Raw genomic sequence first — 21187 nt, 5'->3', positions numbered from 1 at the left:
GAAAGGGAATTCACGATGATGCACGAAGAGGACAAGGACCTCAAGGGCGATACCTCCGTGACCGGTCGCCTGCGCCAGATTCCAACGAAGCCAGGTCAGGATGTCACCAAGCCGACCTTCGCGGCTGGCGCGGTTCTATGGCGCGGCGATGTCCACAACCCTGAAATCTGCGTGATTCACCGTCCCTCCTACGACGACTGGTCGCTGCCGAAAGGCAAGCTCGACGCCGGCGAGAACCTCATTGCCACCGCCGTCCGCGAAATCTGGGAAGAGACCGGCTACCGCGTCCGTCTGGGCAAGCTCGTCGGCAACGTCTCTTACCCTGTCGCCGGACGCACGAAGCTGGTCTGGTACTGGACCGCTGAGGTTCTAGACGGCGAATTCGAACAGAACTCCGAGGTCAACGAGCTTCGTTGGGTCTCCTGGGACGAAGCCGAGGAGCTGCTGTCCTACGACCTCGACCGCGACGTGCTGGTCAAGGCCCGCAAGCGCATGAACAAGGAACCGGACACCCGTCTCATTCTGGTTCGCCATGGGCGTGCGCACCGTCGGACCAACTGGAACGGCAATGATGCACTGCGGCCACTGGATAAGAAGGGACGTCGTCAAGCGGAACTGCTCGTCTCTGCCCTGGAAGGCTTCCGCCCCGAGCGGATCTACTCCGCCGAGCCCGTGCGTTGCCAGGACACCGTCGCGCCACTCGCCGCAGAGCTGGGCATGCAGGTCACAGTCGACGAACGGCTTGGCGACGAGCACTGGATTGCCAACCAGGTTGAGTCCAAGAAGGCATTCGAAGACATTGTCGCGCTAGGCGGAGTCAGCGTCATCTGCTCTCAGGGCATCACCATCCCAGACCTGCTTGCCGCCTGGTCCGCTGAGGGCACCCTGCCCTTCGACGAGGAAATCCTGTGCAAGAAGGGCTCTGCCTGGGTGCTGGGCTTCAATGACGGTGTGATGACCACGGCTGATTACTACGCCTCTGCGCTGCCGGTGAAGTAATCCCTACAACCTCGGATCCATCGGCTCTGACTCCAGCGCCAACACGCCGAAGACCGGAACATGGATCCGATGCAGTGGTTCGCCGGCCGCTAGGCGCTCCAGCGACTCAATGCCGAGGGCATACTCGCGCAGCGCCGATGACTGCTTGTGCTGCAGATTTCGCCGCTTCAACTGCTCTTGACGCTGCGGGTGCAGGTAGTCATGCCCATAAATCATGCGCAGATACTCCCGCCCCCGCACCTTCATACCGGGCTGCACCTGGCGGTCCACTGCCGCGTTTTCCATTGGCTTGACGACGGCCCCCTCCCCGCCCGACTCTGTCAGTTGCAACCACCACTGCGATGCGGCCTCCACCTGTTCCGGGTCACTGGGGTCGAGGACGAAGCAGCGCGTCTGCCGGTAGATCTCACTGTCAGCTGCTACCAGCTGGTTCGCGATATCCAAGTGCCATGAGTGCGGCTTGTAGTGCCAGGTGGCATCCTCACTTGCCAGCACTTGGAAGGGTGCGAACTGAATCTTGTTGTCGCTGTCGACATAGCGGTTGTAAGCAGCGCGGAACTTCTCGAGCTCGTCCAGAGTCTGTTCTGGAGCGGGACCGCCGACCTCTATTCTCCTGCCGGTAGCTGCCTGCAGAGTGGCCGCGAGCTGTCTGGCAGCACCAATACCGGCGGCAGCAGTGGGTGCATAGATGTCGTCGATAAGCCCTTGTGCCTTGAGATTCCAAGGCAACATTTCGCCGTCGAGCAGGACCCAGTCGCCGAATTGATCGAAAAGCCCGGCGCGCTCTGCGGCCTTGGTCATTTCGTCGAGTGCTGGATTCTTACCTTCGAAGAAGGCGCGTCCGGTACGGGTATATGCGTAGGTGCTAGCACCGAAACGGGTCTTTGCCCCTGGCCGGATCAGGCAGAGCACGGCTCGGGAACCCATGTGCTTCTCCTGACAAATGACCTGGTCAGTGTGCACTGCGTAGTAGCGGAATGCCTCCTCCGGGTGTTCCAGGAATCCCTCTCGCTGCGAGGTCGGCGCCGGTGACATTGTCGGTGGCAGGTACGGAATTTTCTCCGGCGCGAGCGTAAAACGACTAATTGTTTCCAGCGCTGCAGCCGCGCGGTCACTATCAATGCGGATGCGGCCATGGCGCCCAGTCTGGATACCATCGACATCCAACACGTCAGTGATGCGCAGCTCGGACTCTGGTCGGTTGGTGGTCTTGCGGGATGGGGCCTCCCACCACGTCTGCTTTGCATCAACCTGCACAGTCTCTAGCTCGGGATAGCGCAGCGCAGAGAGCTTGCCGCCAAACACGCAACCAGTGTCGATGCACATGGTGTTATTGACCCAGCGCAGACGGTCCGCTTCCATGTGGCCATAGACAACACGGGCGGAACCGCGGTAGTCCGCTGCCCAATCCAGTCGTTCTGGCAGGCCATTTTCATCGACCTTGCCAGTAGTGGCACCGTAGAGCGCGAACTCACGGACCTTACCGGAGGCCCTGCCATGGAGGTGCTCAGGCAGTCCCGCGTGGGCTACGACCAGGGCACCGTCGGCAAGCACAAAGTGCACGGGCAGGTGATCGATGAAGTCGCGGACGTCCTTCCGGAACTCCTCACTTTCGCCTGCGAGCTGAGTGAGCGTTTCGGCCAGCCCGTGACCAGTGGTGACGTTGTGGCCGTCGAGGGCGCGCACCAACTTAGAGTCGTGGTTTCCGGGTACGCAGAGAGCATTGCCGTCCGAGACCATCCCCATGACCAGCTTCAAGACGGCTGGGCTATTGGGGCCGCGGTCGACGAGGTCACCAACGAAAATGGCCGTACGGCCATCTGGGTGATGAGCATTGTTGCCATCCGCCGAGAGCTCGTAGCCGAGTTTCTCCAGCAGTGCGGTCAGCTCGTCGAAGCAACCATGGACATCGCCGATGATGTCGAACGGACCGTGGAGATCGCTGCGATCGACCTTCAGCGGCACACGTTCAATGGTGACGTTGTCGATTTCCTCCGCGGAATTCAAGATGAAAACGTTGTGAATCTTCTCGCGCTTCAGGTGCTTGAGCCCTCGGCGCAGAGCGCGGTGCTGGCGCTCCAACACCTCCACTCCGAAGTTGCGGTCAGTGCGCTGCCTGTGCCGCTCCTTCACCTCCGCCAACGGAAGATTCAAAACGATAGCAGCACTCAACGCATGGTGTCTGCGCGCCAGCTTCACGAGCCGGGCGCGGTCCTGCGGTTTCACATTCGTCGCATCGACCACGGTGAGCAAGCCTGCTTCCAGGCGCTTGCCGACAACCGTCTCCAGCAGCTCAAAAGCAGGCGTCGTCGCCGCCTGGTTATTCGGATCGTTGGAAACAATGCCGCGACAAGTATCCGAGGATACGACTTCAAACGGGCCGAAGTGTCGTGCCGCAAAGGTCGACTTTCCAGCACCGGAGACACCGACCAGCATGACCAAGCTGAGGTTAGGAAGTGAGATGGTACTCATAGTTAGCTCTCCTCTGCTGCGGTGAAGTCGTAGGAAAAGACCGCCATTTGTGTTGGTTGGCCGTAAGTTTCGTGCACGTCCCCAATACCGTCGAAGTCCACCAGATAACCGAACTTCTCGGCCACGCCCCTGGCCCACTGACGAAATTCCGCGCGGCTGAACTCGAAACGGTGATCGAGGTGCCGGAACTGTCCAGGCTCTAGGTTTGGGTAGCAAGCGTTGTAGTCACTATTTGGGGTGGTGACGATGACATACTGCGGGCGTGCGAGCCCAAAGACGTTGTTCTCCAACGCGGGCAGCCGGTCGGCATCAATGTGCTCGATGACCTCCATCAGGATTGCCACGTCCATGTTCGCAATGCGCTCATCGGCATAGGTGACCGAGGATTGGAAAAGCTCAACCCGCGCGGCTTGGCGCTCCGGCATGCGATCTAGGTTCAGCGCCTTGTGCGCCTTACGAAGCTCCCCCACAGAAACATCGGTACCAACGATCTGCGCGATTCGCGGATTCTCCAGCATCGGCCCCAGTAGCACGCCGGAACCGCAGCCGATGTCGACTACACTGCGCGGGCGCAGGCTAAGTACTTCACGCAGTACTCGCTCTTGGCGCTGTCGATTAAGTGGCTTGGCTGGCTGGTCACCGCGGGGCAGTTCGATCGCAGCGGCTTCCCCAGCAAGCTTCACGACAGCCTCGTTGACCAGGCCTTTTTGATCCGCAAGATAGCGCCCCAGGATTCTCTCCCGCTGTGGGTGCTCCGGTAGCCAGTCCCGCGCACGCGCGGCGAGCTTGTCGATTTCCCGGTCATCGACCCAATAGTGTTTCCCACCGTCGAGGACGGGCAGCAGAATATACAGGTGATTGAGCAAATCGCGGACGGTTGCTCTACCCGAAAGCGTTACCGTCGGTGAGAACTTCTGCCCGGCAACATTGTTCGAAAAATCGCAGGCAACGTTCCACCCCAGCGGCTCGAACAGAGCGCGAATCTCTTCCTCGGTGCCGGGTACCGCGGCGACCGTCGCGGTGAGGTCGCTTGGCACTTCGTCGTAAGGCGAGGGCTTCTCCATGACCATCGCTGTGGAGAAGACGGACTTCAGCGCCACTGTCATAATCGATGACGCGGCCCATTGCCGGTCATTGATGTAGCCGGTCAGATTGAACGTATCAGCGCGGTACTGCTTGAGTTTCAGCAGCTCGTCGCGGTCAATATCAACCCAGAGAACTGCCGTGCATTCGGCATCGGTAGCCGTGGGGAAAAAGACTCTGGCAACACCGAACTTTAACTCGGACTCATGCACGCGATCGGGATGCTTTCGCAAAATAAATCCCAAATCGCGTGCCGATTCAGCAGGCGAAGATTCACCGAGCCGAGAGTGTTTAGTGATTGCCAGATACATACGGCAAGTCTAACGCCTACCGCGGATTGGACTAGAGCATTTTTTGACCTACAGCGTCTTCGGCTTGTGGGCCGGACGACTCTCCTCGTAGGCCACAATGTCCGCTTCGTTACGCAGGGTCAGGGAGACGTCGTCAAGCCCTTCCATCAGACGCCAGCGGGTGTAGTCGTCGACCTCGAACGGGAAGACCTGCTCACCTGCCTCGACGGTGCGGGTCTCCAGGTTGACGGTGAGCTCCATGCCCGGGTTAGCTTCCAGCAGCTTCCACAGCAGCTCGACATCGGACTGCTGCATCTGTGCGGCGAGCAACCCCGCCTTGCCCGCGTTTCCGCGGAAGATGTCGGCGAAGCGGGAGGAGATGACGACGCGGAAGCCGTAGTCCATCAGTGCCCACACGGCGTGCTCACGGGAAGAACCGGTACCGAAGTCCGGCCCTGCTACGAGGACGGAGCCCTTTGCGTATTCCGGACGGTTGAGCACGAAGTCGGACTCGTTGTTGCGCCAGTTGCTGAACAGGCCATCCTCGAATCCGGTGCGGGTGACGCGCTTTAGGTAGACGGCCGGGATGATCTGGTCAGTGTCGACGTTGGATCGCTGCAGGGGAACGCCGACGCCGGTGTGAGTATCAAACTTTTCCATGGTGAAAGATCCTTAGAAGTTCTGCTTGGGTCTGTCGTACAAAGATCGGCAGTGAGAGTCAGTTAGAGATCAGCCGGTGCTGCGAAGTGACCGGCGACGGCGGTAGCTGCGGCGACGGCAGGGCTAACCAGGTGGGTACGACCACCCTTGCCCTGACGGCCCTCGAAGTTGCGGTTGGAGGTCGAAGCGCAACGCTGGCCCGGGGTCAGCTGATCCGGGTTCATGCCCAGGCACATGGAGCAGCCCGGCATGCGCCATTCAGCGCCTGCCTCTTCGAAGATCTTGCCCAGCCCCTCTTCTTCAGCCTGTGCGCGGACCTTTGCGGAGCCCGGCACGATGAGCATCTGGACGCCGTCGGCAACCTTGCGGTCCTTCAGCACGTCGGCGACGGCGCGCATGTCCTCGATGCGGCCGTTGGTGCAGGAACCGACGAAGACAACGTCGACCTTAACGTCGCGCATCGGGGTGCCCGGCTTCAGATCCATGTACTCCAGTGCACGTTCGGCGGCGATGCGGTCGGAGTCCTCAGCGATGAACTCCGGGTCCGGCACGGTCTCACCCAGCGGCACGCCCTGGCCCGGGTTGGTACCCCAGGTAACGAATGGGGTCAGCGCGGAACCGTCGATTTCGACGACCTTGTCGAACTTCGCGTCCTCGTCAGTAACCAGGGACTTCCAGTATGCGACAGCCTCGTCCCACTGCTCGCCCTGCGGCGCGTGCGGGCGCCCCTTCAGGTATTCGAAGGTGGTCTCGTCCGGAGCAATCATGCCGGCGCGGGCACCGGCTTCGATGGACATGTTGCAGATGGTCATGCGAGCTTCCATCGACAGCTTCTCGATGGCCTCGCCGCGGTACTCAATAACGTGGCCCTGACCACCGCCGGTGCCAATCTTGGCGATAATCGCCAGAATCAAATCCTTGGCGGTAACACCATCCTGCAGTTCGCCGGTGACGTTGACCGCCATGGTCTTGAAAGGCTTCAGCGGCAGGGTCTGGGTAGCCAGAACGTGCTCAACCTCGGAGGTACCGATACCGAAGGCCATAGCACCGAAAGCCCCGTGGGTGGCGGTATGCGAGTCACCACAGACGACGGTGGTGCCCGGCTGAGTCAGGCCCAGCTGTGGGCCGACGACGTGCACGATACCCTGCTCGCGGTCGCCCATCGGATGCAGGCGGATACCGAACTCCTCAGCGTTCTTGCGCAGTGTGGCAATCTGGGTACGAGAGGTCGGTTCCTCAATCAGATTGATTTTGCCGCCGGCGACAGTAGTCGGAACGTTGTGGTCCTCGGTTGCGATGGTCAAATCCGGGCGGCGCACCTTGCGCCCTGCCAGACGGAGGCCATCAAAAGCCTGTGGCGAGGTAACCTCGTGGACGAGGTGCAGATCGATATAAATCAAATCTGGTTCGCCGTTGTCGCCTTGCTTGACTACGTGGTCACGCCAGACTTTCTCGGCCAGAGTCTTCGGGCTGGTGTCCGTGGTGCGCATAGTGGGTGAGCCGCCTTCCGGATATATCTCTTTTATCTCAAGGAATGAGATGTTAATATCATGGCATGGGACAGATTAGCACATCCGAGACGCCAGCTCTAAGTGGTATTAAAGTTCTCGACCGTTCGGTACTCATTCTCAAGTCTGTTGCAGAAACTCCACGCACCCTCGCCGAGCTCTGCGACGACACCGGCCTGCCCCGCGCCACCGCCCATCGGCTGGCCACGGCGTTGGAAGTGCACCGCCTTGTCACCCGCACTCCGGACGGCCGCTGGACGACGGGCCCCGGGCTCACCGAGATCACGCCCGTCACAACTGACCTGCTTGCCGACGCCGCAGCGCACATCCTGCCGAAGCTGGTAGAGGTCACCGGAGAGTCCGTGCAGCTCTACCGTCTCACCGGCGACACCCGCACCTGCATTGCCTCCATGGAGCCCGCCACCGGGTTGCGTAACACCGTGCCAGTTGGCTCTCGTATGCCGCTGACCGCGGGTTCCGCCGCACGTGTTCTGCTGGCTTTTGGCCCGGCCAATCTCGCTGAGCGCATGCTGCCCGACGCCGACTTCAACGAACAGGATCTCGACGACTGCCGACGTCTCGGCTGGTCCGAGTCCATGGGCGAGCGCGACCCCGCACTCGCCTCCGTCTCCGCCCCGGTTTTCGACGGAAACCACCGCATGATTGCAGTCCTATCCGTCTCCGGCCCCGTGGAGCGCATGACTCCGTCGCCCTATGAATGCTGGGGCGCAAAGGTTCTCGCCGCCGCTGAGGAGATGAGCTCCCGACTGTAATGCCCGCTTACCGTCACCTTGTCCTACTTCTGTCCATGTTCGCGGCGGTCGGTTCGTCCGTCGTTCACATGGGTGTGCCTTTTCTCATCCCATCCCTGCAGGAAAACGGTTTAAGCCTCTCCGCCGCCGGTCTCGTCGCAGCAATGCCGGCGGCCGGTATTGTTTTCACACTCATCGCCTGGGGCTGGTTTGTCGACCGCTACGGCGAACGCGCGGCTCTGTTCGCAGGCCTTACTTCTACCGCCTTGACGACGGGGCTTGCGGCGCTGGCTTCGTCGTCAAGCCCGGCCCTGCTCGGGGCCGCGCTCTTCCTCGCCGGATGTGCGGCGGCGAGCGTGAATTCTGCATCCGGCCGCGTGGTGTCGGGCTGGTATCCGCCGCATCAACGCGGTACTGCGATGGGCATTCGCCAAATGGCGCAACCCCTCGGCGCGGCTTTGTCCGCAGTGACCATGCACCCGCTGGCGCAGAACTACAGCATCGGAGTCGCACTCGCGATGCCCGCAATTCTGTGCGCTGTGCTGGCGTTGCTTGTGCTGGTTGGAGTAAAGAATCCCCCGCGCCCTGATGCCTCGAACCCCACCGTCACGGCCAGCCCTTACCGCGACGGCAAATACCTTGTGCGCATCCATATCGCCTCGGCGCTGCTGTCCTGGCCGCAGTCGATGATGGGCGCCTACATTCTGGTGTGGCTGTTGTCCGTGGGTTATGCCGATAGCACGGCGGGCACGATTGTGATGGTCTCACAGCTGCTCGGTGCCGGATCGCGAGCACTGATGGGTGTGGTCTCCGACCGCGTTCGGTCCCGCATCCTCCCCTATCGTTGGGTCTCGGGTGCGACTTTTATCCTGGCTGTCACAATGATGATTGCCAGCTGGGCTGATTGGCGCACACTTGGCACTGTGCTGGTCTGCGCACTGGCCGTTGCCGTGGTCAGCCCGAATGGTCTTGCCTTCACCGCAGTTGCTGAATACGCAGGCCCCTTCTGGTCCGGACGCGCTATGGGTACGCAGAACACGTTCCAGAACATTATCTACGCTGCAACGCCTCCGGTTTCGGGTGCGATTGTGGCCGCTGCGGGCTTCCCCGCACTGTTTGCCGTCACGGCTCTGTTCCCCGCCGCCGCGCTGGGTATTGCGCCACGAGAAGACCAGAACCGCCACGGGCGGGTAGAGCTGGGCTAATCAGCCTGCCGCTTGCCGACGAATCGGTCGGTAGCAATGGTTGCGGCAACACCGAGGCTGGCTAGTCCAATCATCGGCCCCCACGCTAACCACGGCACCCGCTCGAGATATTGCGTGGATTCGTTGAGGATTACGCCCCAATCTGGACTGCCAACACCTGCGCCTACGCCGAGGAAGCCGAGAGCTGCAAGGGCGATAGCATTATGGGCAATCCTGGTCACGGCATGGCGGGCTACTGCTGGAATGGTCATGGGAAGAACATGCAGCTTCAAAAGGTGCCAACGGCTGGCCCCCATGGTTTGCGCAAATCGGTAGTGCCCGGATGCAGCGGCTTCGTTAGCGACTTCGACGCAATGTGCAGCCAGTGGAATCCACCCGACCAAAAACACCGCTATCGCAGCTGTCAGCATCGATCGGCCCAAGACTCCAGCCAGAATAAGTCCCAGCAATATTGCGGGTACCGCATTCATGGCATCTCCGAAGAACTGCACTGATGCCCCTAGATGCCCAATCACAAGGGCGATGAGTGCGCACACTACGGTCACCAGGATTGCAGTTCCGATAGTGGCACCGATACCGTCGGCAAGCCGCGCCCAAATGTCACGACCAAGCTGATCGGTACCCAGTGGGTGTTGCCAGGACGGTGAAATGAAGCGTTTCGCAGAGTCGATGTCCGCGCTGCGGGGAATTCCCAGCACAATTAGCACGATAGGAATAATCGACAGGATGAGACTCCAGCAACGTCCACCCCCTGTAGGCCGGCCAACAGTGGCGATGCTTCCTCGCAGCTTCCGCGCATACTGCCCCCGTATTGCCTGAGCCACGAGTCCACAGATTATGCCAATCCCCAACACCACAGTCACCGCAGCTTGCAGAACGGGAATATCGCCCGCAGTAGCCGCCGCAACGACGTTCCGCCCAAAGCCCGGCAAATGAAAGGTGACCTCAATTGCTGCGGTGGCCGATAACGTGCCCGCAAAGAACAGCGTCAACTGTGACAGTGTCGGCAGCAAGCTACGCCAAGTGACAAATCGAATAATTGTTGATTTTGGAACGCCATTGGTGCGCCATGACTCTACCCAGGGTTCTGACAACGCAGTATCAGCTGAAATCAGCAACACACGCCCATAGAGCCCCGCGGCGGGCAGGCCAATTGCCAGCACTGGCAGCACCATATGCGCAGGTGATGCCCAACCGCCTACCGGAAACATGCGCTGTTCAACAGCCAACCACCACAGCAGTAAGACCGCCACCACAAAGTTTGGCAGTGCGGCGAGAACCGCTAGCACGCTCGGTGTCCATTTTCCGGCTCGCAATCCTGCAATCCGTGGAAGTACGAGCGCCAGCGCAACGACGACGCACAACGCCATGGAAGCCACAGTCAATGCGAACGTAATACCGAAGCCGTTCACGGCCTGAGCGAAAGCATCTTGTCCGGTTACCCACGAGGTACCAAAGTCACCGTGAAGAATATTTGTCGTCCACTGCTGGAGCGACTCCCACGGCGTTGTCGGCAGGCCATATTCTCTGCGGACAGCTTCAATAAGCTCCGGTGTTATCTCCCGTTCCCGCTCACGTGCACGCAGAACGGCGTATGCGGGTTCCCGTCCTGTCAACCACGGCAACAGGGCCGTGAGGACGAGAAGTCCCACAACTGAGGCAACTACCGCGAAAGCTTTCCGAATCACTTAGCCGTCTTCTCTGTAATCAGGTGGCGCTCCATCGGATCGAGTGCGATACCACGAACATTCTTCGCACCGATTAGCGATTTTTCATGAGACAGCGGAACTACTGCACCATCTGCAACAATTTCCGCGCCGATTCGAGCTGCTGCCGACAGGCGCTCCTCATCGTCGCCAAGCTCAGCGGCCTTCTCAATATCGACATCTATGGTGTGGTTACACAGCTGCGAGAGGTTATAAGAGCTCTCACAGGTGAAGTCGGATTGTAGGAAGCTGATCGGGTCAGCCGCACCGAGCATGTAATTGCGGGAACCGACGATGACATCAAAGTTCCCCTCGAGCATGTCTGCTTCCAAAGAGTTGTAGTCGGCTACCGTGATGTCGACTGTGAATCCCATCTTGCGCAGCTGATCCGCAACAAGATTGGCAACTTCGGGCAGCTCCGCACGGGAATCCCACGTAGCCAAGCGGATTTCCTTCCCCTTGCCATTCGGCCCCGGCTTCACAGTGGTCTCAGGAGTTGCTGCCGCCCACGAGGCTGAACGATTAAAAATCGCCCCCTTCGGATTCACCGCTTGAGCTTCAAAAATGTCCCTAACCACCGGTTCAGGATCGATTGCAGCGGCTACTTCCTTACGCAGTTCGGCATCGGCAAACACGCCTTTTGCGGTATTAAAATGCAGGAGATTGACACGAGGTAAATCCACCTTAGATACGTCCACGTCATCGAGGCCTCCCAGCGATGAGATTGGCAACCCCTTGACCAGGTCTTGCTCATCTGCGCGCAGTGCATTCGTACGAGCTGTGGAATCCCCAATGAAAGACAATGTCAGAGTCTCAGTTTCCGGCTTACCGTTTCGGTAGTCGGCGAATGCACGTGCGGATACGGTACCGTCTGGGTTCTTCGTCTCGAGTTCAAACGGACCTGTACCATGCCCAAAGGGGTCAGGTGCGTCCCCTTCAAATGCTGCGGGTGAGAGAATCATAGTTCCCGGATCGGCAAAGCGCTTCACCAAAATTGGATCATCTTTATCCGAAGTGACAGTAACCTCTCGGTCTCCTGTGGCCGTAGCCTGAAGTTGGTTCTTGCCGAGCCCCTTTGGCCTCGTCGGCGCATCAATGGCATGCGTGAGTGAGTTGGCAACAGCCTGTGCATCGACTGGCGTTCCATCGTGGAAAGTCAGTCCATCCGGCAGAGTAAATACAACGGTGCGGGCATCCTTCACTTCCCACTTTTCTGTCAGTTCGGGCTTAACGGTGCCCTCGTCATCAATCGCCACAAGCATTTCCGTGGCACCTGCGCGGGTCGACAGTACTGCGTCATCGGAGTATGGCGAGAACTCTGCGACCGGTTCGAATTGCAGGGCTACCCGCAGCGCATCCGCATCACCGCTGCCCTGCGCAAAGCAGGAGGCCAATCCGAACGGCAGTGCCGCAGTGGCCAGAATTAGTCCAATTTTTCGATTCATAGAGTTACTTCTCTTTCGTAAGTGTCGAGTTTTTTGGGGAGGGATCTAGTTGGCTGACGCTCTCTAGCGCATTTGATGTTGGCTAGTGCTGCTGTCTCAGTTTGGTTAGCCCCACAGCCGATATCAGCAATAAAACGGTCATGATTGCCCACGGTGCTGCTGCCAACAACTGTGGGGTCTCGGCCCAATCCAAGGTGGCGCCAACCACAATCGACCCCACTAAAACGGCGAGTCCACCGAAGCTGTTGAGAAAACCGTATGCAGAACCGAGGTCCTTGTTTCCGGTTAGTTTTCCGACGAGGTCTTTGGCTATCGGAACTGCAATCATCATTCCGAGATGCATCACTAGCAGCATTGTCACTGCCGGGGCTAAGGCCCACCATCCCTCCATGTGGATAGGCGCGCAGACCGCAATGATGGCGAAGGCAAAGGCCATCAGGCCAAAACCGCCACCAATGGCAACCCCTAAAGACAGTTTTTCTGCCCATTTAGTCACGGTGGTTTGCAGCCCGATAACGAATACCGCTGAGATGACAAAAAACCAGCTCAGATACTCATCGCTACCTGTGGCACGACGCAGTTCTACAGGAAGAGCCAAATACTGCTGGTTATAGGCGAGCAAATAGGTCGAGTAGAACACCGCAAACACAATGAACGCTCGATTGCGAAGGATTCGCCCCCACGCGGCAGTCATACTGCCACCAGCTGAATGCACGCCTTCCCATCTCCGCGCTAACAGCAGATGCATCACAAAGATGCCGGTAAAGATGGCTGCACCGGCAAAGGAAACAGCTGAAAAACCGATTGGGATCAACAGCGCACCAATCACAGGGCCAGTGAGCGAGCCCAAACGGGAATAGCTTTCGTCAAGAGCAAAGAGTCGTGCCCGTGTACACACTCCTTGTTTCTCGAGTTCGGCACCCCCACCGGCCAGCAAGGATTCAACTGCAGGCGAGAACAGTGCGGCCGCAAAGCCAATAAGGACAACGCCAACAAACATCATTGGCACGGAGGTTGCCAGTCCAGTTACCAGGAAACCTACAACGCGAAGCGCAACTCCAAGGAGCAACACTTTGATCGCCCCGAAACTATCGGCAAGTCCGCCGCCGAGGAAGAACATTCCCTGTTGACTAAAGGTTCGTACACCAAGTACCAGCCCCACCACGGCACCGCTGGCCCCTAAGTTGTTCGAGAGCTCCACGGCAATAAACGGGACAACGAGGTAAAAGCCGATGTTGAAAAGAAGCTGCGTAATCAACAGTGCTTGAATCTTTTTGGGCAACTGCTTCACGACGCTAGCTCCTCTGCAGCCGACAGGAGCTCAACAACTTCAGGAATATCGGTTTTATCTAGCTCTCCAACCGGGCCGCTATAGACCGCTTCCCCTGCTGACATGACGATTATGTGATTACACAGTCGCAACAAGCTGTTTATGTCATGAGACACCAGCAGTACCGTCGCTTCAGTACCGAGGAGGACCTCCTCCAACATGGAAGCGGTATCCCGGTCCAGAGCGGAAAACGCCTCATCGGCAATGATCAGTTCTGGTTTGCCAATGAGCGCACGTGCAATTGCCATTCGCTGGCGCTGACCGCCAGAGAGCTCGTGGGGTCGTCGATATGCAAATTCCGGGTCGAGCCCCAGAGATTCCAGCATCGCTCGAACATCCCCAGTTGCGAACTCACAAATGCTGTCGATTACCGGCCGATGTGGCAATAGCGTGGCGTCTGGGTTCTGCGGAATATAGCCAATTGGCCCCTGCGCCATCGTGACTGTGCCGCTGTCAGGGCACAACTGGCCTGTCAGGAGACTGATTAGGCTACTCTTGCCCGCTCCCGATCTCCCCATGATGCCAACCACGCTTCCCTGCGGAATCGTGAGGGTGACATCGAGGAGCCTGCCTTTGCAAGTAACTCCATCGATACTGATCATGCGCAGACTCGCTCTTCCACAGTGCCACTTTCCAAATAGAGGATTCGTGTAGCGATCTTTCGTGCTACTCCCTCGTCGTGGGTGGCAATAACAACGGCTGTTTGCGTGCGCTCATGTAGCTTCCGCAGAGCGCCTACTACGTCAAGAGTCGCAATCGGGTCCAGCGAGGAAGTAGGTTCGTCGGCAAGCAGCAGCGAAGGCGACGGTTTCATCGCCAGCGCCGCCGCAATTGCGACACGCTGACGCTGACCTCCGGAGAGCTCCATGGGATAGCGATGAGCCTGTTCTCGGGAGATACCGCAGGCCTCGAGCGCATCGAAACCACTGTCGTGCGCAAGAATTCGCACTTGCCGATCGCAGCGCACAAGAGGATTAAGGCACGCCAAAGTGTCTTGCATAATAAAGCTGGTCCGCAGACCTTGTTGACTTAATGTGCGAAGAAACGACGTCTTTCCCGATCCTGACTGCCCCATCACCGCGACAATGTCGTTCGGGAAAATATTAAGTTTGTCGATGTGGAGTACGTTCTGTTCGCCAGCTGATACATCGACATCACGCAAGCGCACTATCGCGGAATCGCCCATACTCCCCTTCTTGCCAATCAGTTTCATTAAGGGGAGTTTAACACGTTGAACTCTAAACCTGTGCAGCCTGCTCTCGCATCCACCAACCAAATCGAGCCACGCACGCTACCCAGTGCACAGCCAATAAACACAGCAGTCCGGCACTAACGGCGTACAGCCAATGCGCGCCGATAGTGTCACCCAGGTTGTGCGTACCAAGACTCAGAGTGCCCACGGGGAAGGTTGCACCCCACCAACCAGGGCTGTATCCCGCCCAACGGATTACGGCGCGGGTGAATCGTCGTAAAGCAATGGCGGCGAGGAAGACACCGACAATGAGCACGGTGGTGCCGTAAGCGACAGCGAAGGTTCGGTTGAAAAGCAGCTGGGCAGCGGCCGTGGACTGACCGACCAATCCGAGCGGAATCCAGGCAGTACCGGCGATGGAATCGGGGATACGCATGGTGCCGGAGAACAGCGCGACGTAGCAGCGTACGAAAACCGGCAGAACTGTAATCAGCGCCATACAGAAGAGTATTTGTGCGCAGACGTGATAGAACGTGCCGTATTCAACACTCAGCTGCGCGCCGCTTGTCGCCGCCACCATCGGGGCGACCAGTGCAAGGCCCCACTGAAAAGTCGGCTCGCCTTCGAATCCTCGCAGTTGACGAAGACTGACGTAGATTGCCAGCGGCGCGCCAATCCACCAGGACGCCAACTGCCACACAGAATCGTTGAACACCGAGCTTGCGGCGCTCCCGAGAGACATAATGCCCATCGCGAACATGCCCCACGGCGCCTGCAACTTCGAGTGGAAAGGCGGGTTTCGGAAACGCAACCAGCCGACCACTATGAAACCGAGAATGCCACCTGCTACGACGAGAAGCAGTTCCGGAACCACCGGCACGTCATGGATGTGCGCAAGCGTGGCGAAGATGGATGTGCCCATCAGCGATCCTGCCCACGCAGGCCCGGCGGGCGCAAGCACATCACTGCGAGGAGAGTTGGTCATGCCCATACCGTATTTGTTCTTGCTGCAGTCACCGCTATCACGAAACTCTGTGAGGGGTACCATTGACGCATGTACCCCTCCGCTGTGGCTGAACTCGAAGCACTTCTCACCGTCGCCCGTGCGGGGTCGATCTCGAAGGCAGCACGTGAGCTCGGCACCAACCAGCAGACCATGTCCGCACGCATCGCACGGGCGGAAAGAGCGCTGGGAATCACCGTCTTCGAACGCTCCCCTTACGGCGTCTCCCCTACAGAAAAAGGGCAAGTGCTTATCGACGCTCTCCCAGATCTCCTCGCCGCCTGCCACAGATTTTCGGGCATTGCCGCCAGCTTGCGTTCCGACAATGTTCCCCGCCACCTCACCCTTGCGGTGTCCAACACTGTCGCTGAGCTCTACTACCCCGGCTGGGCCGCCGAGTTCCACCGGCAACATCCCGCAGTCAAACTGTCGATGGTGCAGGCAAACTCCCGTGAGGTGCGGCAACTAGTTGCCGACAGTGCGGTGGACTTCGGCCTGGTAGAGGGCGAGGCTGGTCGGCACGACCTCGAAGAACGCATCATCGGCACCGATGAGCTGGTCCTCGCCGTGCCGACTGGGCATTTGTGGGCTGACCGGGCCGAGATATCCGTCGAGGAACTGCGCGGGACGCCACTCGTTATTCGCGAACCGGGTTCCGGTAGCCGACAGGTGGTGGAGGATGCACTGGGCACTCTCACCGAACCCGCCGGAGAATTTGGCTCTCTTTCGGCACAGCGCGCTGGCATGATTGCGCTGGCAGCGCCAACAATCATCGCCCGTGGCGCAATTCGCGATCAGGTAACGCTCGGGCGCATCGTCATCGTCCCCACCGACACCGTTTTTACTCGCAACCTCAGCGTGGTTATGCGTCGTGGCAGTAAAGCTAGTGGAGACATTTCGGAATTTATCCGCATTGCTAGTCCTATACTTAGCAAGCATGAGCAATCCCAATGATGACCTCTTTTCCTCCGACCGCTACGATGCCGGCATCCAAATCCGCCGCGAGGTAATGGGCGACGAATTCGTCGATGCCGCCCTCGCTCGCAACGCCGGCTCCGACGGAGAGACCCTGCAGAAGCACATCACCGCCACAGTCTGGGGTTCTGTCTGGAGCCGCGAAGGACTGGCCAAGCGTGATCGATCCCTGCTCAACATTGGCATGCTCGTGGCCCTGCGAGCCACCGAGGAACTGCGCGGCCACATCAAGGGCGCTCTCGCCAACGGTCTGACCCGCACCGAGATCACCGAAGCCATCGTCCACGCGTCTGGCTATTGTGGCGCACCGGCCGCACTGTCCGCGATGAAGGTCGCGCAGGAAGTGCTCGTCGCTGAGCTCGGCCCGCTTGACGACGACGATCAGTAGGTAGCCCACGGGCTCTCAGGCCCTGGCCTCCGCGTTAGTACATCAGTGATGCGGCGCAGCAGCCACGACAGTGGCAGGGCGATGGCAGTGGTGACAATTGCCACTGCCAACATCGAGCCCTGGAAGGTCTGATAACCCATCAAGCTCATTACCCAGTCCATGACCAACACGTGGACGAGGAAGAACTCGTAGGAGACCTCCCCCAACCACATCAAGGCTGGATGACGAAGCCACCTTACCTCCGTACCCAGCGCAATCGGAGCCACGAATGCGCCGGCAGACAGACCATACAGCGTGGTCTTCCACAACGCCTGGTCGACATCATCCGGCACCAAGGTTGCTGGCCCCACGTGAGTGGTTGTGGATAGGAAAAACAGGACTAGCGCTATCAGCCAGCTGGCCGCCAAATTGACGCGCCAGCCAACTTTTCGCCCGTAGGCCAACAGCATTCCGATGGCGAACCAGTCGAAATACGCCATCGGCCACAGCCGTGCCACTACCGGCAGCAGCTCTTCCTGATGCGACAGCACAGTCCAGACCGGGCCAATAAGGCCAAAACCAATAATGATGGCCAGCGTTGGACCAGGCCGCAGCCTCCCCTTCGTGATTGTCCAGATGCCAAGCCCCACCAGTGGCAACACCAGGTAGAAGCCGACTTCCACCACCATCGACCACATCTGAGGCAAGCCCGGGTGAATCCAGCCGAATTGGAGCGTCTGGGTAAACGACATCGTGCGCAACCAGCCCTGTAGCCCTCCACCAGATGGTGGTGGGTCGTCTGCGGTGTGAATGAGAAAGGCCGCAGTGACCACAATCCAGTAGGCCGGCAGGACTCTCTTCGCACGGCTGGTGAAATACTTCCGCAAGTCCGGTCGGTTCGCGGGGACGTCGTCAGGCGAACCGAGCCAGCGCCCTGTGAGCAGAACCGCACTGAGCACGAAGAAGATGGTGACACCGATTTCGAATCGACCGTTGAGGCGCCCCCACCAATCGCCGGTGTAATTGCCCGTCCAAAACGCGGCATGCGTGAGCAGGACGCCGAACGCGCCGATGGCTCGGATGCTGGTCAGCTCCGGAACGTAGGTGGACTTGGCCAAATTCATGCCAATATTTTAGGAGCGCAAAGTACTTCCCCGTGTTATTTAGGCAAAAGTGGAATCTACATAATTTCTTCTACATGTTCTCGACGGTGCTCAAGATGTACTGAGCAGATTCACGCAGTCGCTCCAGCTCCCAGCTGTTTAGCTGTGGCGGCATACGACGAATGATTCCACCTCGGCCGATCACCGCTGGCATCGACAGCGAGACATCCGTCAACCCGTATTCACCATCCAAGCGTGTACACACCGGGTGGACGCTGTTTTGATCCAGCATCACCGCGCGGGCAATTTCCAAAGCGGAGCGTGCAACACCGGCATTAGTCCAGCCCTTGGCATTGAGAACATCGTAAGCTGCCCCGACCACGGCATCTTGAATTTCTTGCGGTGAAGGCAGCGGCGTGCCATGCCATTTTTCCAGTTCTGTCCACCCCACACCTTGAACATTGAGTGTGGACAAAATTGGGACAGCCGTAAGCCCGTGCTCACCCATCATGTAGCCAGTAACTGACTTCGGGTCGATGCCGAGCTGTTTGGCAACTACCCAGCGCAGTCGGGCCGAATCTAGCATCGTGCCGGTGCCAAAGAGCTTTTCCGCGGGGTAATCGAACTCGGTATGAGCCAAGTGCACCACTGCATCGAGCGGATTAGTAATAAAGAGGACAATCGCATCGCGCGTATGCTTCACGATTCCCGGCATGACATCGCGAACCACTTCCCCGCTGAGCTTGGCCAATCCGGCACGGTCCGGACGGGAATCCGGGTCGTCCGGATCCGGGAGAATGGACGCACCAGCAGCGACGATAATCATATCCGTGTCGGCGCAATCGCTGTAGTCGCCAGCATGCACATTGACATAGTCCGTGCCGGGAACACCAGTGGACTGGGATTGGTCCAGAGCCTCGCCATGCGCGACGCCTGGTGCCGTGTCAATCGTGGCGATCTCAGCGAACAGCCCGGATTCCATGGCATATGTCAGGACATACGAACCGACGTGACCGAGACCAATACAAACGAGCTTTGAATGTTTCATAGTTTCGATACTAGGACTGTGGAAATCCAGTGCCGCGGTGGAGGGGTGAGCAGCAAGACAAAAGCCTCCACTCGATTACGAGTGAAGGCTCTTGTCTCTATATATCTTTGTACCCCGTACGGGATTTGAACCCGTGTTACCGCCGTGAGAGGGCGGCGTCCTAGGCCGCTAGACGAACGGGGCTTAGAACTTTCATCCGCGCGCTGCGGACTTGTTAAACAATACACTAGACGTGGATAGTAACTGCAAATCGCCCGGTCAAGGCGCTAAATTCCAAGTGCTTCCACATTTTTTGCCAGTGCGTTTTTAAGCTCCGCTTCATCCATCCTTCGCAGCGCCGCAACTTCGGAGACAGTGTCCCGCAAGGCCGCGACGACCTCGGCAGAGACCGCCTCCGCCGCATCACCGCTTCCGGGCTCGCGCGGAAGGTCAGTTTCCAGCAAAAGCCTATCGACGGGCACCTGCGACACATAGGCCCGTCCGCGTTTGGTCCGCAACATGAGCGGATTGACGGAGATATAACCACCGGCTCGGATAAGCCTGGTCAGCTCATCGCTGGTACCACCGAAACGGTGAAAGATGGGCACGAGATTCTGACCGAGCCCTACCCCTTTGTCGGAGTCCAAGCGTGGTTCCAGCAGATCAAGCACTCTATCGGCGCTGCGGACTGTGTGAATGGACAGAATATGCGGCTGGCTCGAGGCTCGGACAGCATCGAGAATGCTTGTGAAGACGTGGATTTGGGTCTCGGCGGGAACGTCGTCAAGCCTGCGGGGCGCGAAGTCCAAGCCAATCTCACCGACGAAACGGGTGCGTGGAAGGGCCTCGCGAAATATCTCAAGCTCGCGCTCGTAGTTGCCGTCGATATACCACGGGTGATAGCCGACTGCGGCCATGGGGAGATTTTCGCGCTCTATCTCGACAAATCCGGAGGGGCGGACTGTCTGCGCGATGATCTCCACGCCTTCCTGCGCAATGCCGGCTTTGAAGCACTCGCGCGAAGCCGGTGGCAGGAAATCGTAGTGAAAGTGGGTATCGATGAGCCGCATCATTTTTCCGTTGGTGGCTGGTTTTCGTCGGCCGGACCGCCGATGCGCGGAGCCAGCGGGGTTTCCTCGAACCCGAGCAAACGGCGAATGACCTTTCCGGCCAGCATCTGCCCCATGATTGGCGGTATGTAGCTCATAGTACCGAGGGTTTCCGCTTTGGTGCCGCTGCCTTTATCTGTAATTCGCACTGGTTCTTCAGAGGAGTACAGCACCTCAAGACCGCGAATGCGTCGGCGGATACACACCTGACGGACGACCTTCGCCAGCGGACAGACCTTAGTCTTATTGATCTTTGAGAAGGTTAGCCGAGCTGGGTCGAGCTTATTTCCGCCACCCATAGCGGAAATGAGGTGGATGCGATTTTCCGCGCACCACTGCGCGATCTCAATCTTGCCGGTGACATCGTCGATAGCGTCGATGATGTAATCCGGACGCGGGAACTGCTCGAAGGCCTCCGCCAGGTTTTCGCGTGTAAGAAAAATCTGACGGGCATAGGTCGTACAATCCGGGTTGATATCGGCAACCATCGCCTCCATAACCTCGGCTTTGACCCGGCCAATTGTGGAGACAAAAGCCAGCGCCTGACGGTTGAGATTGCTCGGCTCTACGACATCGCCGTCGATCAAGATGAGGTTGCCCACGCCGCCTCGGGCGAGAGCTTCGGCACAACTAGACCCCACGCCTCCGAGTCCGACAACCATGACGGTAGATTCAGCCAACGTTTCTAGCCCCTCCTCCCCTAGGAGAAGCTTTAGTCGTGCGAAACGTTCACTGGTCATAGTCGCCCCTGGTCATAGTCGCCTCGATGCTTAAAAAACAAAAACTCCCCAGCCGACTGACTGGGGAGTAACTTTGTACCCCGTACGGGATTTGAACCCGTGTTACCGCCGTGAGAGGGCGGCGTCCTAGGCCGCTAGACGAACGGGGCTTAGAACTGAATCCAACTCAACCGAGTGAGCGAATTCCGCTGGCCTACCAGGACTCGAACCTAGAATGACGG

Annotated in this window: 19 protein-coding genes and 2 tRNA genes; 5 read left to right on the top strand and 16 right to left on the bottom strand. The window is 58.8% G+C overall.

Going from position 1 to position 21187, the window contains the following annotated elements:
• The first annotated feature begins 18 nt into the window (after positions 1-18).
• Entirely contained in the window at positions 19-999 is a 981-nt protein-coding gene (locus HMPREF2820_RS09355; RefSeq protein WP_172954645.1) for an NUDIX hydrolase, read from the top strand.
• Between the two features lie 3 nt (positions 1000-1002).
• Here the strand turns inward: HMPREF2820_RS09355 and HMPREF2820_RS09350 are convergent, their stop codons facing one another.
• From HMPREF2820_RS09350 to leuC, 4 genes are all read right to left on the bottom strand, one after another.
• Positions 1003-3471 (bottom strand): polynucleotide kinase-phosphatase, encoded by a 2469-nt coding sequence (locus HMPREF2820_RS09350; RefSeq protein WP_070603795.1) that lies wholly within the window; start codon positions 3469-3471, stop codon positions 1003-1005.
• A gap of 2 nt (positions 3472-3473) precedes the next feature.
• Positions 3474-4865, bottom strand: coding sequence for a 3' terminal RNA ribose 2'-O-methyltransferase Hen1 (locus HMPREF2820_RS09345; RefSeq protein ID WP_070603793.1), 1392 nt, complete (start codon positions 4863-4865; stop codon positions 3474-3476).
• A gap of 48 nt (positions 4866-4913) precedes the next feature.
• Entirely contained in the window at positions 4914-5504 is a 591-nt protein-coding gene (gene leuD / locus HMPREF2820_RS09340) for a 3-isopropylmalate dehydratase small subunit (protein ID WP_049189541.1), read from the bottom strand.
• Between the two features lie 62 nt (positions 5505-5566).
• Entirely contained in the window at positions 5567-6994 is a 1428-nt protein-coding gene (gene leuC, locus HMPREF2820_RS09335; RefSeq protein WP_069358793.1) for a 3-isopropylmalate dehydratase large subunit, read from the bottom strand.
• A gap of 65 nt (positions 6995-7059) precedes the next feature.
• On the opposite strand from leuC, the gene HMPREF2820_RS09330 reads away from it, so the two are divergent.
• Positions 7060-7785: an IclR family transcriptional regulator gene (locus HMPREF2820_RS09330; RefSeq protein ID WP_016422526.1), complete on the top strand. Its 726-nt coding sequence runs from the start codon at positions 7060-7062 to the stop codon at positions 7783-7785.
• Positions 7785-8969 carry an MFS transporter gene (locus HMPREF2820_RS09325; protein ID WP_070603791.1) on the top strand — a complete coding sequence of 395 codons (1185 nt, stop codon included), beginning with the start codon at positions 7785-7787 and terminating at the stop codon, positions 8967-8969. Before HMPREF2820_RS09330 ends, HMPREF2820_RS09325 begins: the two co-directional genes overlap by 1 nt.
• Here HMPREF2820_RS09325 and HMPREF2820_RS09320 read toward each other — a convergent pair.
• The 6 genes from HMPREF2820_RS09320 to HMPREF2820_RS09295 form a co-directional block, all read right to left on the bottom strand.
• Positions 8966-10657 (bottom strand): ABC transporter permease subunit, encoded by a 1692-nt coding sequence (locus HMPREF2820_RS09320; protein ID WP_070603789.1) that lies wholly within the window; start codon positions 10655-10657, stop codon positions 8966-8968. The two genes, HMPREF2820_RS09325 and HMPREF2820_RS09320, sit on opposite strands and share 4 nt — an antisense overlap.
• Positions 10654-12120: an ABC transporter substrate-binding protein gene (locus HMPREF2820_RS09315; RefSeq protein ID WP_070603787.1), complete on the bottom strand. Its 1467-nt coding sequence runs from the start codon at positions 12118-12120 to the stop codon at positions 10654-10656. The genes HMPREF2820_RS09320 and HMPREF2820_RS09315 overlap by 4 nt, the downstream gene beginning before the upstream one ends.
• Before the next feature lie 82 nt (positions 12121-12202).
• On the bottom strand, positions 12203-13411 hold the full coding sequence (locus HMPREF2820_RS09310) for an MFS transporter (RefSeq protein ID WP_070603785.1): 1209 nt from the start codon (positions 13409-13411) through the stop codon (positions 12203-12205).
• A complete protein-coding gene (locus HMPREF2820_RS09305; protein ID WP_048735418.1) occupies positions 13408-14052 on the bottom strand; it encodes an ABC transporter ATP-binding protein in 645 nt (214 codons plus the stop codon). Before HMPREF2820_RS09305 ends, HMPREF2820_RS09310 begins: the two co-directional genes overlap by 4 nt.
• Entirely contained in the window at positions 14049-14636 is a 588-nt protein-coding gene (locus HMPREF2820_RS09300; RefSeq protein WP_070603852.1) for an ATP-binding cassette domain-containing protein, read from the bottom strand. Before HMPREF2820_RS09300 ends, HMPREF2820_RS09305 begins: the two co-directional genes overlap by 4 nt.
• A gap of 52 nt (positions 14637-14688) precedes the next feature.
• Complete coding sequence (locus HMPREF2820_RS09295) at positions 14689-15627, bottom strand: TDT family transporter (protein ID WP_070603850.1); 939 nt, start codon at positions 15625-15627, stop codon at positions 14689-14691.
• Positions 15628-15696: 69 nt separating this feature from the next.
• On the opposite strand from HMPREF2820_RS09295, the gene HMPREF2820_RS09290 reads away from it, so the two are divergent.
• The gene (locus HMPREF2820_RS09290; protein WP_070603783.1) at positions 15697-16599 is read left to right on the top strand and encodes a LysR family transcriptional regulator; all 903 of its coding nucleotides are present in this window, start codon (positions 15697-15699) and stop codon (positions 16597-16599) included.
• On the top strand, positions 16583-17008 hold the full coding sequence (locus tag HMPREF2820_RS09285) for a carboxymuconolactone decarboxylase family protein (RefSeq protein ID WP_070603781.1): 426 nt from the start codon (positions 16583-16585) through the stop codon (positions 17006-17008). Before HMPREF2820_RS09290 ends, HMPREF2820_RS09285 begins: the two co-directional genes overlap by 17 nt.
• Here the strand turns inward: HMPREF2820_RS09285 and HMPREF2820_RS09280 are convergent.
• The 6 genes from HMPREF2820_RS09280 to HMPREF2820_RS09255 form a co-directional block, all read right to left on the bottom strand.
• Positions 17002-18111 carry an acyltransferase family protein gene (locus HMPREF2820_RS09280; protein ID WP_070603779.1) on the bottom strand — a complete coding sequence of 370 codons (1110 nt, stop codon included), beginning with the start codon at positions 18109-18111 and terminating at the stop codon, positions 17002-17004. The genes HMPREF2820_RS09285 and HMPREF2820_RS09280 overlap by 7 nt on opposite strands.
• 70 nt (positions 18112-18181) lie before the next feature.
• Positions 18182-19138: a lactate/malate family dehydrogenase gene (locus HMPREF2820_RS09275; protein WP_070603777.1), complete on the bottom strand. Its 957-nt coding sequence runs from the start codon at positions 19136-19138 to the stop codon at positions 18182-18184.
• Between the two features lie 110 nt (positions 19139-19248).
• A tRNA-Glu gene (locus HMPREF2820_RS09270) sits at positions 19249-19321 on the bottom strand.
• Positions 19322-19404: 83 nt separating this feature from the next.
• Entirely contained in the window at positions 19405-20190 is a 786-nt protein-coding gene (locus HMPREF2820_RS09265; RefSeq protein WP_246822258.1) for a TatD family hydrolase, read from the bottom strand.
• On the bottom strand, positions 20187-20966 hold the full coding sequence (locus HMPREF2820_RS09260) for a tRNA threonylcarbamoyladenosine dehydratase (protein WP_070603775.1): 780 nt from the start codon (positions 20964-20966) through the stop codon (positions 20187-20189). Before HMPREF2820_RS09260 ends, HMPREF2820_RS09265 begins: the two co-directional genes overlap by 4 nt.
• A gap of 76 nt (positions 20967-21042) precedes the next feature.
• Positions 21043-21115: transfer RNA gene (locus HMPREF2820_RS09255), tRNA-Glu, on the bottom strand.
• Positions 21116-21187: the final 72 nt, after the last annotated feature.

The organism is Corynebacterium sp. HMSC064E08, from assembly GCF_001811805.1.
GTDB classification, from domain to species: Bacteria; Actinomycetota; Actinomycetes; order Mycobacteriales; family Mycobacteriaceae; genus Corynebacterium; species Corynebacterium jeikeium_D.
The sequence above is the reverse complement of the archived record's forward strand: the minus strand, read 5'-3'. Positions and strand labels throughout refer to the sequence as shown.